Source organism: Vibrio sp. V15_P4S5T153 (genome assembly GCF_963874485.1).
Taxonomy (GTDB): domain Bacteria; phylum Pseudomonadota; class Gammaproteobacteria; order Enterobacterales; family Vibrionaceae; genus Vibrio; species Vibrio anguillarum.
On record NZ_CAWNHR010000017.1, the window covers coordinates 571245 to 586922 of the forward strand.

Genomic DNA, 15678 nt, shown 5'->3' on the forward strand with positions numbered 1-15678 from the left:
TTTTATTTTTCAATTAAAAAGGCGCTCATTGAGCGCCTTTTCTGTTAAAAGATGATTCTCATTATATCAGCTCCTAATCCAACAACCATCAATGTGGATACAAGAACTAGACCTGTAATGGTAAATGCCTTATCTACCATTTCTGGAACCTGCTTGCCTGTAATGGCTTCTACTGTGTAGCTAAACAAGTGACCGCCATCAAGGGGCTTTATTGGTAAAAGATTTAATACCATCAAATTAATGCTAAACATGGAAACAAAACCGATAAAGCTCATTAAACCAAATGATGCGGCTTTTTGGGCTGTATCTGCAATACCTATAGCGCCACTCAAAGAGGTAGGGCTTACATGACCAGTCACAAGCTTGTATAGAGTATTTATAATCAAGGTAGCGCCATCATATGCTCTCTCTAAACCTGTAATGATTGCATCTTTAACACCGACCTCTTTAACAATTAAGTGAGATTCGTCAATCTTTTGCATCATAGGAGCAACACCCAAGAAACCAGTCTTACCGTCTATTGGATTGCCCTTTTCACCTAGTTCAACATTTAGAGTATGTGGCTGACCCTCTCGTTTAACAACAATTTCGACACTCTTAGCGGGTCTTACATTAACAATCTTTGATAATTCAAAGAAGTTCCCAACGCTAACACCATCAATTGAAACAACCTGATCTTCCTGCTTTAATCCTGCCTTTTCAGCGGGGCTATCCTTTAAAACCGCTCCAACAACATTCGTGTGGTTCTTGTACTGAGGTAAAATTCCGATGAAATATGAAAGATCTTTAACTTTTGAATCCAAAACTTTATCTTCCAAATCAATGTAGATCTCGCCTTTTCCTTTTACATCTACATTTACTCGATTAGAGCCTATGGATCCAATGAATGCATGGTCAAGTTCTGTCCATGTTTCAACCTTTGTTCCATTTACTGAAGTAATCACGTCACCTTTTTCAATAACCAAAGTTCCGTTTTCTTCATATTTAATGTCATTTGAAACATAGTCTACGATGGTTGATGGCATGGTCAATGTGCCGTATGAAATGACTGTAAAGCCAATAATAGCCATTATAAGGTTGAATATAGGTCCAAAAGCGACCACAAGAAATCTCTTCCATCTAGGAGCTTTGTCAAATGATCGATTTAAATCATCTTTACTGTATTGTTTTAAATCCTCAGCATCCATCTCTGTTGAATCCAGCATCTGAACGTAGCCACCAATAGGAAGCCAAGAGATAGAGTATCTAACACCGTCTTTACCTGTCCAACCGTAGGCTTCTTTTCCCATACCGATTGAGAATTTCAAAACTTTAATTCCAAGTTTCTTCGCAGTAATAAAATGCCCATATTCATGGAACCCTACAACTACGAAAATCAAGAGTGAGAAAAATACAATAGATTTTGAAATCAATAGTATATGTTCCATTTTTTATTCCGTTTATTAATTAAGTTTCGTGAATTATCCAGACTTCAGTTATGAAAGTCAATCAAACTGGATGTTTTATCAGGTATAAAGTCATGGTATTATTACGTTAATAAAGATCAAATTGGTGTTACCCATGTGGGATTCATATACAAAAAAACTTGATATTACATTTCTTCCAACTTTGGCAAGTACCGACATTGTTACAAGAAGGGAAAGTTTACCTTGGAGTACCATTGTCTCTCTTTTTTCCAAGCATGACGTTAGAGACCATAAAGATGGCACAGCATTCATGCCTGTAAAGTTTAAGCCTGAATCTGATTGGATTTCAGAAAAAAAAGGAGACAAACCTGAACATTACAGGATTGACCAAAACGTTCAAGCTATAACAATGGCGGTTTTTGACCTTGATGAAGAAGGTGCTATGGAGCAGGCTGAGAAAGCCTTTGCTGGTTTTGAATATATCATGTATTCAACACACAGCTATTCTAAAGAAACGCCTTATAAAGCACGTATTTTAGTTAAGCTTGATGAGCCAATTGATGCAAGCAATTGGAATGAGTTTTTGTGGGAGATTGCTCAAGCAATCAAAATCGATGAGATGTGTAGAAACTTATCCCGTAACTACCTGCTTCCTTCGATCAGCGTTGATGCTGGTATTGCTCCAATGTTTAAGCATAGCACTGGCAAATCTTTAACAATTAATGACGCGAAGAATATAGCTAAGAATTTCCCTAGAGAAATGTCGGATGATGAGCGTGAGTTCGTTGATAAGACTTTTGGAAAGGTTAGTACTACCTATGTGGAAAATGAACATTTCTCTGGCGCTAAAGTAAATCATTATGACAGGATTGGAAGCTCAAAAGATTATGATTACGAATCTTTAGTAGAGCGACATGCCAAGCACATAAAAGAACTTGATATCAGCGATAAAAGACACGCCTTTGCGCGAGGCGTTACCGCTAGTGAAATTCTAGCTGGTGGAAAGCAGGTTGACTGGTACAACGTTGTTCAGTTTATTTATAGAACAACCAGAAGTCATGGTTCAAAATGGTTACAACACGGAAATACGCCAGATGAGCTTAATGATCTTATCCTAAACGGTTATAGAAAGTTTAAGAAGAACATTATTGATTCAGATCCAAGCTTTGTTCTTCAAATTAATAAAATTGTGAACGCAGCCAAAGAGCAAGCTGAAAAGTCTATGAGTTCTAATCAGTGGGTATTTAACGCTCCACCTAAGAAAAAGGACACCAAAAATATTGGTGAGGTTTTCGATAAGAACGCTTACACTTATGAAAAGCTTGTTGATAGACACAAGAATAACCTTTATAAGCTTCATGCTGAGGGTGATCTATTTGACTTTGTGATTTCTGTTTATGAACAAGAGCTTGATAGAAATGGAGAAAGGACAGACCTTAATACTGTTGGTCAATTTGCTCTATTTTCTTGTCTTAACTACATTAAAAAGACAAATAAAACTATCGATGAGTTTTCTTCTGATTTCGGTGTGATGCTGACGAAAGGCTTAGATATTGACTTTGGCGATCAGGTTCCTGTTAACAAAGTTCCTTTAATGAAGAAGTTTGTTAAGACATCGGTGTTCTTGGGATACCAATGCATGGTTGGAAATAAGAAGTGGGATTTGAAGCGTGAAAAGTCTCCTGACAAAACCCCTTCAAGATAGGCTTTTATTTCAATAAATAAAAACCGTAATACAATAACAAAAAACAGGGGGTCTATTAATAGATCCCCATTCTTTAAATTTCTAGGCTTGCAGCCGCATTTTTTCAGCTTTATTTATCTTTGATAAGCATCTAAGCGATTTGGAGTTAAGAATGAACAACTCCCACTAAACTCTACGCGTTTTGAAGGAGTTTCAAAAAGAAAGCCTAAGCTGCCTTTTTAGGCTGGTTCCCAGCCTGAATGCCTAACGCCCAGTTTAAATTAACTTGCGCACTGGCTACATCACGGGGCTTCTCACAGCCGCATTTGCATGAGTGCCAGCGTTCAGCTAAGAATTTTTTCTTCTTAGCTCCGCAGTCTGGACAGGTTTGACTTGGCTTAACTTGCTTTGTTGGTACTTCAACGTATTCGCTACCAGCTTCTGCCGCTTTATAGGATAGCAAATTAAGAGTCATGGCTGGCGCGGTATTCAGGATTTCCCGATTCAAGCCAGCCTTTTGTTTTACGTTCTTCCCATGCTTCTCGGCAGTGCCTTTGGCGCTGCTGGTCATGTTCTTAACGGTGAGTTTTTCAGTGGCAATTAACGCCGCCACTTTCACTAATTTTGCCGTTTCTTTATGAGTAAAATCGAGTCGTTGACGGGCGATTTTTTGGTGCAGTTTAGCAATTCTGTGCTTCAATTTGCGATGGGCGCGAGTCCCATTTTTTGCTAACGCAAGGTCGCGTTGCAAAGCCGCTAATAGCTCTTTGCTATTTCTGAGATTGCGCGGGTTCTCAACTTGTTCAAAATTACCATCTTGATCGATGGTTGAAAAATAATGAGAAACACCCCAATCAAGACCAATAGCTTTAGTGCCACACTGTCTTTCAATGGAATCGTATTCCATTGAAAATGAGATAAACCACTCGCCATTCTTGTGAATAATTTCGGCAGTTTTAGGCTTACCGCCATCATTTCTGGCTTTACCTCGCATCTTAACGATCCCAACATCAGCCAGATAAACTGCACCGTGTTTCTTTTCCTTTAGGTGGAGTTTCCAGCCATCACCATGCGATTTGTAACCCCAACCCTTAAAGCGTTGAAACGGTTTAAAACGTGGGAATCCAGCTTTCTTATCCCCTTTCTTTAAACGGCGAAAAAATCCGTCAAAAGCTAATGCGACACGTTTTAAGGTGACTTGTTCACTCTGAGCATTGGCATTGAAAATACCATGAGCTTTACGATTGTTGCGCCACAGAGTGTTAATTTTGCACTACTCTGAAAAGCTAAGACCATAATCAGAATTGCGGTATGTTTCGATGCGATCACGTAAAGCCCAGTTGTACAACTGGTGATGATGCACAAACAAATTCATCAGCGATTCTTCTTGAGAAACTGATGGTTTCAGTTTGTATGTGACTTTACGGATTGCTTTTTTCATACAACCGATTATATTTAGTTGTTATGAAAAAACAAACCCTAAACACGCTACATCACAGCGTTTTCAATATTCACTATCATTTAGTTCTTGTGACTAAATATCGTCGTCGCTGTATCACGCCAGAGGTTGCTGCATACTTAGAATCACAATATAAAAGGTTACTGGAAACTTGGGATTGCGAGCTTTTAGAATGCAATGGAGAACCCGATCACCTTCATCTATTGATTTCTGCAAATCCTAAAATACAACCAAGTAAAATGGTGAATAGTCTAAAAACTGCCACATCAAGACTGGTAAGAAAGGAGTTTTCTGAGCACTTGGGTAAGTTTTACTGGAAGCCCGTTTTTTACAGCAGGAGCTATTGTTTGGTTAGTTGTGGAGGTGCGCCGCTAGACATCGTAAAACAGTATTTGGATCAGCAGGAAGGTTTTGATTAAAGCCACCACTTCGTGGTGGTGCGCCTTTCACCACCACCTAAATTAACTCGCTTAGGCTCATTAGATTTAGATGGAGCACCTGGCGCTATTGGGTAGATTAAAAAACGTGGATCATTAGCTCCACGTTTCGTAAACGGCTCTTCCTAAGATTGCGTTTTTTTATAGACCTAAAACAAAGGAAGATCCACCAGCGCTTTTATCGATTCTCTCTTTGAGCTTATTGTGCTCCAAAACTTCCGCTTCATTCGGAGTCACAACTTTCAGCTTCTCGTTTATTGACGGATCGAGGCGTTGGATATTTAAATTAGATGCTAGCTTAACTTTAGGTTTATCATTTGTGAGGATGTTGCCTTGATATTGCGTCATCATCAAATATACCTGAGCGGTCAAATCAGCATCTATCAAAGCTCCGTGAAGGTCACGACCACTTTTATCTACACCTAGTCGGTCACAGAGTGCATCAAGATTATTTCTTCGACCAGGGTATTTATTGGAAGCAAATTTGTAGGTACAGAATACAGGAATGTTTAACTCAGCTAACGTTGGAAAACCTGCATTTCTAAGCTCACTATCCAAGAATTTTGTATCGAACTCGGCGTTATGGATAACTAATGGTGAGCCGTTTACAAAATTGATAAACTTCTGAGCAATATCGTGAAATCTCTGACCAGGACAGCCTCTCTCTTTCAACTCTGCTTTTATTTCTTCCCAAGAGTAACCGTGTACTTCTTTCGCATCCTCTTCCACTTCTCTCTGAGGATCCATGAATTCGTGGAATGTTACACCTGTAACTTTTCGGTCAATGATTTCTACACAACCGATTTCAAAAATTCGGTTAAAAATGTTGTCATTCTCATCTCTTGGATGAAAACCTGTAGTCTCGGTATCGAGAACAATCATTCTGTTATTTGATAATTCTTCCATAGTTTTTGTCTTTTATCTTTATTTAATTACATTTTATTAATTAATAGCAATAATTACAATGGAGACGTTGCAGAGTTTAGATCAAGAGGTTCTGCTGTTTTTAGGTAGTCTTCTACAGGATCGTTTTTTTCCGTCTCTGGAATATCAATAAAGCGAGAATATTGACCTTCAAACTTGACTTTTACTGTTCCAAGTGGTCCATTTCGATGTTTACCAATGATAATCTCTGCAAACCCCTTGTCTTCTGAATCTGGGTTGTATACTTCATCTCTGTATACGAACAAGATTAAATCGGCATCCTGCTCGATAGCGCCTGAATCACGTAAGTCAGAGTTGATAGGTCTTTTATCCTGTCTGTTTTCAAGGTTTCGTGACAACTGGGATAAAACAATAAATGGAACCCCTAATTCACCTGCCAGATGCTTTAATTCTCGGCTTACCTCACCAATAGCATCAGCTTTGCTATTGTTTTCAGGTAATTTCATTAACTGTAAATAATCCAGCATGATTGCAGATATTGGCGACTCTTCGTGAAGTTTTTTAGCCTCATTCACTATTTGCTGAATGTTCATCTTACCGTCATCGATAACATGCGCATCCCACAGATCTACTTTTTCAATAGCAGCAGATAATCGCCCCTGCTCCAACTCATTTAATCTACCAGTTCGCAATGCTGTTTGGTTAATTGTACCAACTGATGCCCAGCTCCTTAGGAGTAGCTGATCACCAGGCATTTCGATACTGAACGTTAGAGTACGCTTACCTGTCGAAGCGATGTTGTCCATAATATTACAGGCAAGGGTTGTTTTGCCCATTGAAGGTCGCCCTGCAATTATGATCAAGTCAGAATCTTGAAGACCACAAGTAAGCTCATCAAGCTCTTTGAATCCCGTCGATAAGCCCGTTACCATTGAGCCTGATTCAGCGTTCTTCTTCATTTTTTCAAGAAGACCGCGTTTCATATCCTTATAGGTTCGTGAAGCAACTTCTTTAGTTCTTGTTCCTTCAATTTGTTCAGCAACTTTCTTTTGCTGAACAAGCATTTCATCAAGGGATATTTGACCAAGAGCGACTTGCTCTTGTAATTTGTCATATTCCTTGATTATTTTTCGCTTACCCCACAACTCAATAATGGTTTCAACGTAATCGTTTAACTTTGATTGACTTAATTCTTGGAATCCTTCGAAGTACTCTTCGATACCCTCTTCATCAAACTCTTCAGTGCATTCAGCAAGTAACTGTGCTCGCATGATAGCATCATCTGGAGAACAGCCTTTTTTATGTAAATTAATAATTTGTTTAAAAGCAGCTCTGTTGCTCGGCTCATAAAAATATGATGGTTTCAATCTTTCAAGTGCTTTGTAGTAAGCCTTTGATTTTGGCTTATCAGCTTCCTGATCTTTGTTTTCATCCAGAATCAAAGCACCGATTATCGCATACTCAATTTCATCCGAGTACAAATCGTTTAAATCATTCATTTTTTATTCAGTATTTATTTGTGTTTGTGTTGATTGCAGGATACTAGCAAAGTTGTAGTGCTGCTTCAACAAGATTATGGCATTGCATGGGGTGTGGAAAGCAATGTATAATATGGGGAATATTATAGACATTAAAAAAGAATCAATAAATGAAAGATACGCAATTTGTTCATCTTGGCGTTCATAGCCAATTCTCACTTTACGATTCCCTTATCAAGGTCGATCAATTAGTGAAGAAAGCTGTTGAATGCAACATGTCTGCGATTTCCATTTCGGACGATAGCAACATGTTTGCTGCCGTTAGCTTCTACCAAAAAGCTATGGCTGCTGGCATCAAACCTATCATCAGCTCAGAGATCACTGTTTCTTACGGAAACTCGTTTGGCAAACTGACCTTAATTTCTATGAATACTAAGGGATATAAAAATCTGATCAAAATCATAAGTGATGCTTATGATAGAGGAAGACCTTCTGATGATGATTTACCAGTAATCCCTTATGAATATGTAAAAGAAAACTGTGATAATTTGATTGTACTCAGCGGTGCCAACGAAGGAATTATTGGTCGTTCCATCTTGTCAGGCAACATGGATATGGCGAAGAAATTCATAATTCAGCTTCGCGAAGACTTTGGAGACCGTTTTTACATTGAGCTTCAGAGAACAGGTAACTTCCAAGACAATCAGTACGTCTCCACCGCAGTTAAACTAGCTACACTAGCTGACATTCCAGTTGTAGCCACAAACAAAGTCAGATTTATTGATGATCATCAATTCCCTGCTCATGAGGTTAGAGTAGCTGACTCTCTAGGTATTACTGTATCAGAAGTTAGAGACAAGTACGGCGATAAGTACACACCGCACCAATACTTCAAATCGTCTGAAGAAATGGCTGAGTTGTTCAGTGATATTCCTTCGGCTATCGAGAATACCGTTCATATCGCGAACCGTTGCTCGGTTGATATTGAATTATACAAGAACTACCTACCTGTATTCCCTACTCCAAACGGTGAAACGGAATCAGAATACCTAAAAAACCTATCATACGAAGGGCTGATGTTGCGACTTAAGCAAAATTATCCTGAAAAGCTTAATGATGCTGAATTCGTCAAAACATATACGGACAGACTAGATTTTGAATTAAATACAATCATTCAGATGGGATTTCCTGGTTACTTCTTGATTGTTGGTGACTTCATTCAATGGAGTAAAGATAATGACATTCCAGTCGGTCCAGGTCGCGGTTCGGGTGCAGGCTCACTTGTAGCTTACTCCTTAAAAATCACAGACTTAGACCCTTTGCCGTATGATTTGCTATTCGAAAGATTCTTGAACCCAGAACGTGTATCCATGCCAGACTTTGATGTCGATTTTTGTATGGATAAGCGTGATAGGGTTATTCAATACTGTGCAAACAAATACGGTCATAAAGCAGTATCTCAGATTATTACATTTGGAACCTTGGCTGCAAAAGCAGCAGTAAAATCAGCAGCACGTACAATGGGCTATCCATACGGCGTTGCAGATAGATTATCAAAATCCATTCCAAATGAACCAGGCATCAAATTAAGTAAAGCACTAGAGGTCAGTCTTGATTTGAATGCCTTATACGGAAGCGATCTAGATGCCAAGAAGATTATTGATTTTGCTCTTCAAATTGAAGGTCTATCAAGACAAACAGGTAAACACGCTGGTGGTGTATTAATCAGCCCTACCACACTGACTGATTTCACACCAACTTACTGTTTAGCAGATGGTACTGGTTATGTAAGTCAATTTGATAAAAATGACGTAGAGACAGCAGGTCTTGTTAAGTTCGACTTTTTGGGTCTTAGGACACTTACTATTATTGATAATGCAATTAAGGCAGTAAATAAGGAACGCGCTGCTGAAGGCTTGCCTCCAATTAATATTGAGCAAATTCCGCTAGATGACCCTGCCGTTTACGAGATGTATCAAAAGGGTGAAACAACTGCTGTATTCCAAGTGGAATCACGAGGCATGAAAGAGCTTCTAAAACGCCTAAAACCCGACCGATTTGAGGATTTAATCGCTCTAGTGGCGCTTTTCCGCCCAGGTCCTTTACAATCAGGCATGGTTGATAACTTTATTGACCGTAAGCACGGACGTGAAGAAATCAGCTATCCTGACGTTAATTATCAACACCCCTCTCTGAAAGAAGTTCTTGAGCCTACGTATGGAATCATCCTTTATCAAGAACAGGTAATGAAAATTGCTCAGGTTCTGGCGGGATACACTCTTGGTGGCGCTGACATGCTTCGTCGTGCAATGGGTAAAAAGAAACCTGAAGAAATGGCTAAGCAGCGTGAAGTATTTAAACAAGGTGCGATTGATAATGGTATAGATGGCAATTTATCTATGAAAATCTTCGACCTAGTAGAGAAGTTTGCTGGTTACGGATTCAACAAATCTCACTCTGCTGCATACGCTCTTGTTTCTTATCAAACAGCGTGGTTAAAAACACACTACCCTGCTGCGTTCATGGCATCAGTTTTATCTGCTGATTCTGACAGCATGGAAAAAGTAGTTAACTTTGCGGAAGAAGCTAAACGCATGGGTGTTCAGATTATTCCACCAAACGTGAACAGGTCTGAAAAAGCCTTTGTAAGCGAAGGTAACGACAAAATCTACTTCGGGTTAAGCGCTATCAAGAGTTTTGGTGATATTGCTATTAATGATTTAATCAGCAAACGCCATGAGCCTTTCAAAGACATATTCGATTTCAAAGAAAAGTGTGGACTAAACAAAAAAGCTTTCGCTTCATGTATTAGAGCAGGTCTTTTTGATGAGTTTGGCTTCAACAGAAGAACGTTGCTTGAAAATGTGGACGTTATTGTTAAGTACGGTAAACAAAACAATTCGGAAGCAGCAAAACATCAATTATCTTTACTCGATGAATCCATCCAGGACTCAGGAATTTTAATTGAAAAAGAAGAAATGAGTCATAGAGAAAGACTTATCGGAGAGATTCAAACATTAGGGCTGAGTGTTTCTGGACACTTACTGGACGACTACAAGGAAGATTGTAGATTGCTTTCCACAGGAAAGCTTGCAGATCTAGCTGAAATATCGATGGAGTCCTCGGCAGATTCAGAAGATGACTCTCAATCAATTTGGCGAGATAAGGTGATCAGTACGCTTTGTGTAATCAATACGACTGATATTAGAACGGGTAAAACAGGTCAGAGAGCACTTCTAACTATTGATGATGGCTCAAGACAGATGGATTGTGTTGTGTTCAACAATTCATTCCATAAATCTCAACAGTACATCTATGACCATAATATTGTTTACATCAAAGGTAAGCTGGTTATGGATAAGAAAACTGAAAGCCATAAGCTGATAGCCTTTGAGGTTGAATCACTTGACTCTCTTAGAGAGAAAAGAATTGATTCCGTATCTATTAAGCTTGATAGTACAAAAATACCTAAACAAGAAATTCAGGCTAAGCTACAAAAACTTAATGAGTTTTTGAAGCATCAACCTGAGGGTGGCTGTGGTCTCCGTGCGATATACATAAAGAGTGAGAGTGAATCCTCGGAGTTGTCTATTGGCAGTAAAAAGTATCGTTATGATGATGAGCTTTCCGCTGCCCTTACTAACATCTTTGGTAAAGACAGTGTTATCATCAACTATAAGAGTGATGAAAAGAAAACCAATAAAACACCAGCGAGAAACGTTGAAGCTACAAAAGAAGATCTTGAAGAAGGTGCTCGTACACGACCTGAAAGACATAAGAATATTGCAAGGCTGTTAGATCAGGCTATGATGGTTATGTCATAAAAGAGAACCCCATATCTAAGATATGGGGTTTTTTTATAATGTAAATAAAAGCCATTTATCTCTAATTCGCTCTAAAATTGATTCTTCTATTTTCATGGTTAACTGAAAGTCATTATTGAACAATCGGATAAGGTCTTGTTTTCCTTTCTTTACACAGAAATCCCTCACCTTTCTCTCTTTCTGTGGAGTGAGGAATTGCCTAATTGGATACTCTAAACATTGATATGTAAGACTATCTAGTTCATTGTCGTAATTTGCATTAAATTTTTTAATAACATAATTGGTTTCATCTTGTGATAAATTTCGACAATCAACAATTAAATACCCATCGACAATATATTTCCCATCTTCTTGTTTTTTATTAAACACTTCTAAGGACGCGCTTTCGATAGCATCCAGCAAGTGGTCAAGCTCCATACGGTTTGGTTCTATATTTGTAAACTGCACTTTATTAGAAGCAAAATAGAAAATCTCTTGGCATTTGTCTTCAAGAGCATCTTTTGAAGGTAAGTAACTTTCTTTTTGGCAGTCAACAAGGTATTCAAGGAGTAATTTATTGAATAGAACATGGCTCTTTTTCATGTTCCCATTCTTATCTGTCAGCATTTGATCTACGAATTTCATTTGGTTATACATAGCTAACCAGGAATTGTTCAAATACCTCTCTCCTGTACTAAGTATCTTTTTTCTTTTTTTTCTAGGTGGCTTACTTCTAGGCATGTTTTTTACCAACTTAATTATTGACTTGAATTGATTTCATTGTTAAATTTAATCCTAATAATAATATAGGAATAAACAATGAATAACAAGAATACAAACATTAAGATAGCTTCATTGATTGAAGACGTTTTTACCAATTGTGATATTAAAGAAAGAGATAAATATATAGTAAAAATATATCACCACCTAGACGGCGAAAGTATAAAAATGAAAGAGCTTGGTGAAGAGTTTGGTATTACAAAAGAAGCGGTTAGGATTATTCTAGAGAAGAACAAACTAAAAGTCGAATCAGCAGCGGGTTCTGTTGCCCATATCTTTGATGACCTATGTAAAGAAACTATTAAACAAACTCCTATTGGCTTTGAAAGACTCAAAGAATCAATGCTTCAAAAAGGGTTCGATCTTGAAGGTTTGAATGAAAAGTCTTTTGTTTCTTGCATATCCATGTTTTCAAGAAAAAATAAAGACTCACTTTGCATTCAACAAGTAGGTAGCGGATTCATCATTTGTGACAGCAATAAGCGAGGATTGGTTATTGAGATTGAGAAACAGTCCCGTAACGAAAGCTCAAAAAATGGATATGTAAACACTACCGAACTATCGAAAAAACTTGGAAAAAACAAAATCTCAGTAAAAACTCAAAGTATTATTGACATTCTTAACTGTATTGATGGTGCCGCTTGGATCAGCAAGAGAAATGTAACTTTTATCGATTCGAGAAATAAGGTACTAACGAGAGTTAAGAAGATTGCTGCATTTCGTTCAGAAGTTAACATCAAGAGAGCTTGCGATGCCATAAATCAATCTATCTCGCATAGAGATAGAAGCTTTAAAGACCTAGAGCCTAGTGTTCTAGTTAAAATTATAAAGCTATGTGTTGATTGTAAAGTAAGCAGTACAGATATTATTTTCAATGATAAACCTACTGTTTCTTTCAGCGAAATTGAAAGTGATATTTACTCACTTCTTCAAAGCTCTGGCGAGCTTGAGCTTATGGATATCGAAGAAAAGATATCAAACAAGTACACAAAAGCCGCAATCTATCAGGCTTGCTCTTTAAGCCCTCTCATAGTAAAAAACAAGAAAACATATAGTATTGTATAAAAAATGCCTCCGTAAGGAGGCATTAATTTTGTTGCTTTTTAAATCGAGAAACTTTCACCGCAACCACACGTTGAAGATGCGTTAGGGTTGTCTTTTATCATAAATCCAGATTGAAGAAGTGAATCGTTAAAATCTAGAGTTGCACCTTCAACGTAGTTCCACGACATCATATCCACTAGAAAAGGGATTCCCTCGATCTCAAAGTTGTAGTCAATATCCCTTTCTGATTCCATTTCTTCTAACGCCATTTCATATCGGAATCCACTACAACCACCACCAGCAACTGCAAGCCTGAATCCCAGAGGGAATTCACAATCGTCCTTCGCACTATCTAAATGTTCTTTAATTTTTTCTTTCGCTATACTTGTGACTTTTAGATCATATTGTTCATTCATTTATTTCACCATTATTTATTTATTTATATTTTAGAGGTCATATGCCTCTGTGTTATTTGACAATTTTAATTTAAAATGTAAAATAAATAAACCATAAAAAAGAAAAAATGAACAATGAAAGTTGAAGATATTAGCGCCAGATTTCTAACCAATGTAAAAAAAATTGGTATAGATCGAATGGAGGAACTTTTACTGTACCTCCCAACAAAATACAAAGATTTCAGCGTGGTTGCGCCATCAGTAACCCACATGTTGGGTATGCCTGACACTCACCTGTTTAAGCTGAAACTTCTTTCTATGCCAGAACGAAACAATCAAAAAAAATACACAAAACTATTTGTTTCTGATGGTTACACTAACCTTTCGATCTTTTTCTTCCATAATTCAAATCGCATTTCAGAATTGAATAAAGGCGATATTATTTATGTAGAAGGAAAGGCTGAGCAAAAGGGTAAGTACATAAATATTTCAAACCCTGAATTGGTTGAAGGGTATGATTTGGGTAAGGTTGTTCCAATCTACAAGGGTGAAAAAGGGGTTGTCTCTCCTTTTACAATTGCTCAAAACATAAAAATCATGCTTCAAAATCACTTTGACATGTTCGTGGATTTTGTTCGTGAAGAATACAATGTGACTGACCAGGACATTCAAATGTTCAGCGACAAATTCACTAATCTATATGATGTATTTAACGCAATTCATAATCCAAGTAGCGTTGAAGAATCTGAAGCCGCGATGAGCATTATTAAGGTTATTAATGCTAAAACTGCGTTAAAAACAGCCCTGTCTAGTAGCCAGCCAGAGCGAAATGAAAGATCTAGGATTTCATTTGAAGTTAATGAGATCACTAGGTGTCTAAAAATGCTTCCTTACAACCTTACTCCAAGCCAAAAGCGTTCTGTTTGGGATATTTGTAAAGGCTTAAATTCAGACTACCCAATGGATCGGTTGCTATCAGGTGACGTTGGTTTCGGTAAAACACTAACTTACGCGATTCCTGCTGTTTGTGCGCACCGTAGTGATTCTTCGGTTGTTATTCTTACACCTAATACCTTACTTGCTATTCAGATTGCTGATGAGATCAGAGAAACATTCAATGTTGATGGTGTCAAACTAGTTATTAGTGATGATGAGCCTAGACCAACTGAAGAAGAGTTAAAACAAAAACCAATAATTGTTGGTACATCTGCAATCCTTCACTGGTTGGATGCTTATGAAGGTGAGTATGTTGTTGATTTCTTGATTGTCGATGAGCAGCAGAAGCTAGGTAGCCAACAAAAAGTATGCATTATGAGTGAGCACACTAATTTCCTAGAAGCTACAGCTACCTCTATTCCTCGTACAACAGCTTTGGTTATTTACGGTAATAAAAAAGTTTCCTACCTTACAGAGTGTCCTGTTGAGAAAAATATCCGTACAGCTATTGTCGGTAAAGAGCATCAAAAACAAGTAATGAATACTCTGAGGAAAATTGTTGAGAAAGAGAAAAAACAAATTGCTGTGCTCTATCCTGTAAGGGAAAAAGACTATTCGATTTTTGATCTCAATTTAAAAGGTCAACCTATCGAAGGTAAGATACTTGAATTGCTTTCGGAATGTACTCGTGATGGTGTTAAGAGTGAAATTCCTTACATTCAGGTGCTATTAAGAAAAGCTGAAAAAACCAAGTTCGACAAGCTTATTAAAATGAATAAAATCGATATTGATATTATTGAAAGAGAAGACCTTGAAGATCATGAAGAAAACAAGCGTAATGTTGAATCAGCTTATCTAATGTGGGATAAGATTTATCCAGGTCGAGTCGTTAAGATTCATGGTGGCTTATCGGCTGAAGAGAAGAGCAAAGCTCTTCAGATAGCGAAAGATGGCCTTTGTGATGTCATCATTACAACCTCTGTGATTGAGATCGGTCTTACTGTACCTGATTTGATGGGATTATACGTTAAAGATGCTGATAGGTACGGCGCATCAACGTTACACCAATTTAGAGGGCGCGTATCACGTAAAGGTGGTAAGGGTATCTTCTTGATGGGCGTTGATAAATTCACTAACGAAATGTCTGAGAAAAGCCGAAACCGATTGGAGCTTCTGGTTAGATTCGAAAAGGGTTACGACATAGCTGAAGAAGACATGAGACAGCGTGGATTTGGTGATTTGGAGAAGGCTGGTAAAGTCCAGTCTGGTAATCTAGATGGCATGTTTAAAGGTGTGAAAGTAACACCTGATGATGTTGACCAGCTAATCAAAATGACAGGTCTACAAAAGGCAGCGTAATCTGCCTTTTTG

Annotated in this window: 11 protein-coding genes and 1 pseudogene; 5 read left to right on the forward strand and 7 right to left on the reverse strand. The window is 37.9% G+C overall.

All coding sequences use genetic code 11. The annotated features are described in order from the left end of the window. Window positions 1–44 precede the first annotated feature (44 nt). The gene (gene rseP, locus AACT42_RS13375) at window positions 45–1427 is read right to left on the reverse strand and encodes an RIP metalloprotease RseP (protein WP_094182865.1); all 1383 of its coding nucleotides are present in this window, start codon (window positions 1425–1427) and stop codon (window positions 45–47) included. A gap of 133 nt (window positions 1428–1560) precedes the next feature. Here rseP and AACT42_RS13380 point away from each other — a divergent pair, with 133 nt between their 5' ends. Continuing rightward, a complete protein-coding gene (locus AACT42_RS13380) occupies window positions 1561–3111 on the forward strand; it encodes a hypothetical protein (RefSeq protein WP_094182866.1) in 1551 nt (516 codons plus the stop codon). A gap of 205 nt (window positions 3112–3316) precedes the next feature. Here the strand turns inward: AACT42_RS13380 and AACT42_RS13385 are convergent, their stop codons facing one another. Both AACT42_RS13385 and AACT42_RS13390 read right to left on the reverse strand, forming a co-directional pair. Further along, window positions 3317–4357, reverse strand: a complete 1041-nt coding sequence (locus AACT42_RS13385) for an RNA-guided endonuclease InsQ/TnpB family protein (protein WP_339373676.1) — start codon at window positions 4355–4357, stop codon at window positions 3317–3319. A gap of 6 nt (window positions 4358–4363) precedes the next feature. After that, complete coding sequence (locus tag AACT42_RS13390) at window positions 4364–4531, reverse strand: helix-turn-helix domain-containing protein (RefSeq protein ID WP_217899763.1); 168 nt, start codon at window positions 4529–4531, stop codon at window positions 4364–4366. Between the two features lie 23 nt (window positions 4532–4554). Between AACT42_RS13390 and tnpA the strand changes: the two genes are divergently transcribed. Further along, window positions 4555–4968 carry an IS200/IS605 family transposase gene (gene tnpA / locus AACT42_RS13395; RefSeq protein WP_094132696.1) on the forward strand — a complete coding sequence of 138 codons (414 nt, stop codon included), beginning with the start codon at window positions 4555–4557 and terminating at the stop codon, window positions 4966–4968. A gap of 159 nt (window positions 4969–5127) precedes the next feature. On the opposite strand, the gene dnaQ is transcribed toward tnpA, so the two are convergent. Next, on the reverse strand, window positions 5128–5892 hold the full coding sequence (gene dnaQ / locus AACT42_RS13400) for a DNA polymerase III subunit epsilon (protein WP_094133244.1): 765 nt from the start codon (window positions 5890–5892) through the stop codon (window positions 5128–5130). A gap of 53 nt (window positions 5893–5945) precedes the next feature. Then, window positions 5946–7370, reverse strand: a complete 1425-nt coding sequence (locus tag AACT42_RS13405; RefSeq protein WP_094182867.1) for a replicative DNA helicase — start codon at window positions 7368–7370, stop codon at window positions 5946–5948. A gap of 149 nt (window positions 7371–7519) precedes the next feature. On the opposite strand from AACT42_RS13405, the pseudogene dnaE reads away from it, so the two are divergent. Continuing rightward, a pseudogene (gene dnaE, locus AACT42_RS13410) lies at window positions 7520–11002 on the forward strand (DNA polymerase III subunit alpha); the annotation flags it as partial. 204 nt (window positions 11003–11206) lie between these two features. Here the strand turns inward: dnaE and AACT42_RS13415 are convergent. Beyond that, window positions 11207–11893 (reverse strand): hypothetical protein, encoded by a 687-nt coding sequence (locus AACT42_RS13415; protein WP_053318319.1) that lies wholly within the window; start codon window positions 11891–11893, stop codon window positions 11207–11209. A 78-nt stretch (window positions 11894–11971) separates the two neighbouring features. Here AACT42_RS13415 and AACT42_RS13420 point away from each other — a divergent pair, with 78 nt between their 5' ends. Further along, on the forward strand, window positions 11972–12997 hold the full coding sequence (locus tag AACT42_RS13420) for a hypothetical protein (RefSeq protein WP_094133099.1): 1026 nt from the start codon (window positions 11972–11974) through the stop codon (window positions 12995–12997). Window positions 12998–13035: 38 nt separating this feature from the next. On the opposite strand, the gene AACT42_RS13425 is transcribed toward AACT42_RS13420, so the two are convergent. Beyond that, entirely contained in the window at window positions 13036–13392 is a 357-nt protein-coding gene (locus tag AACT42_RS13425) for a HesB/IscA family protein (protein WP_094133100.1), read from the reverse strand. 114 nt (window positions 13393–13506) lie between these two features. On the opposite strand from AACT42_RS13425, the gene AACT42_RS13430 reads away from it, so the two are divergent. After that, window positions 13507–15666 (forward strand): DEAD/DEAH box helicase, encoded by a 2160-nt coding sequence (locus tag AACT42_RS13430; RefSeq protein WP_094133101.1) that lies wholly within the window; start codon window positions 13507–13509, stop codon window positions 15664–15666. Window positions 15667–15678: the final 12 nt, after the last annotated feature.

Coding starts and splice junctions, on each gene's coding strand:
- rseP (WP_094182865.1), bottom strand. CDS start 1,427: ATGGAACATATACTATTGATTTCAAAATCTATTGTATTTTTCTCACTC.
- AACT42_RS13380 (WP_094182866.1), top strand. CDS start 1,561: ATGTGGGATTCATATACAAAAAAACTTGATATTACATTTCTTCCAACT.
- AACT42_RS13390 (WP_217899763.1), bottom strand. CDS start 4,531: ATGAAAAAAGCAATCCGTAAAGTCACATACAAACTGAAACCATCAGTT.
- tnpA (WP_094132696.1), top strand. CDS start 4,555: ATGAAAAAACAAACCCTAAACACGCTACATCACAGCGTTTTCAATATT.
- dnaQ (WP_094133244.1), bottom strand. CDS start 5,892: ATGGAAGAATTATCAAATAACAGAATGATTGTTCTCGATACCGAGACT.
- AACT42_RS13405 (WP_094182867.1), bottom strand. CDS start 7,370: ATGAATGATTTAAACGATTTGTACTCGGATGAAATTGAGTATGCGATA.
- AACT42_RS13415 (WP_053318319.1), bottom strand. CDS start 11,893: ATGCCTAGAAGTAAGCCACCTAGAAAAAAAAGAAAAAAGATACTTAGT.
- AACT42_RS13420 (WP_094133099.1), top strand. CDS start 11,972: ATGAATAACAAGAATACAAACATTAAGATAGCTTCATTGATTGAAGAC.
- AACT42_RS13425 (WP_094133100.1), bottom strand. CDS start 13,392: ATGAATGAACAATATGATCTAAAAGTCACAAGTATAGCGAAAGAAAAA.
- AACT42_RS13430 (WP_094133101.1), top strand. CDS start 13,507: ATGAAAGTTGAAGATATTAGCGCCAGATTTCTAACCAATGTAAAAAAA.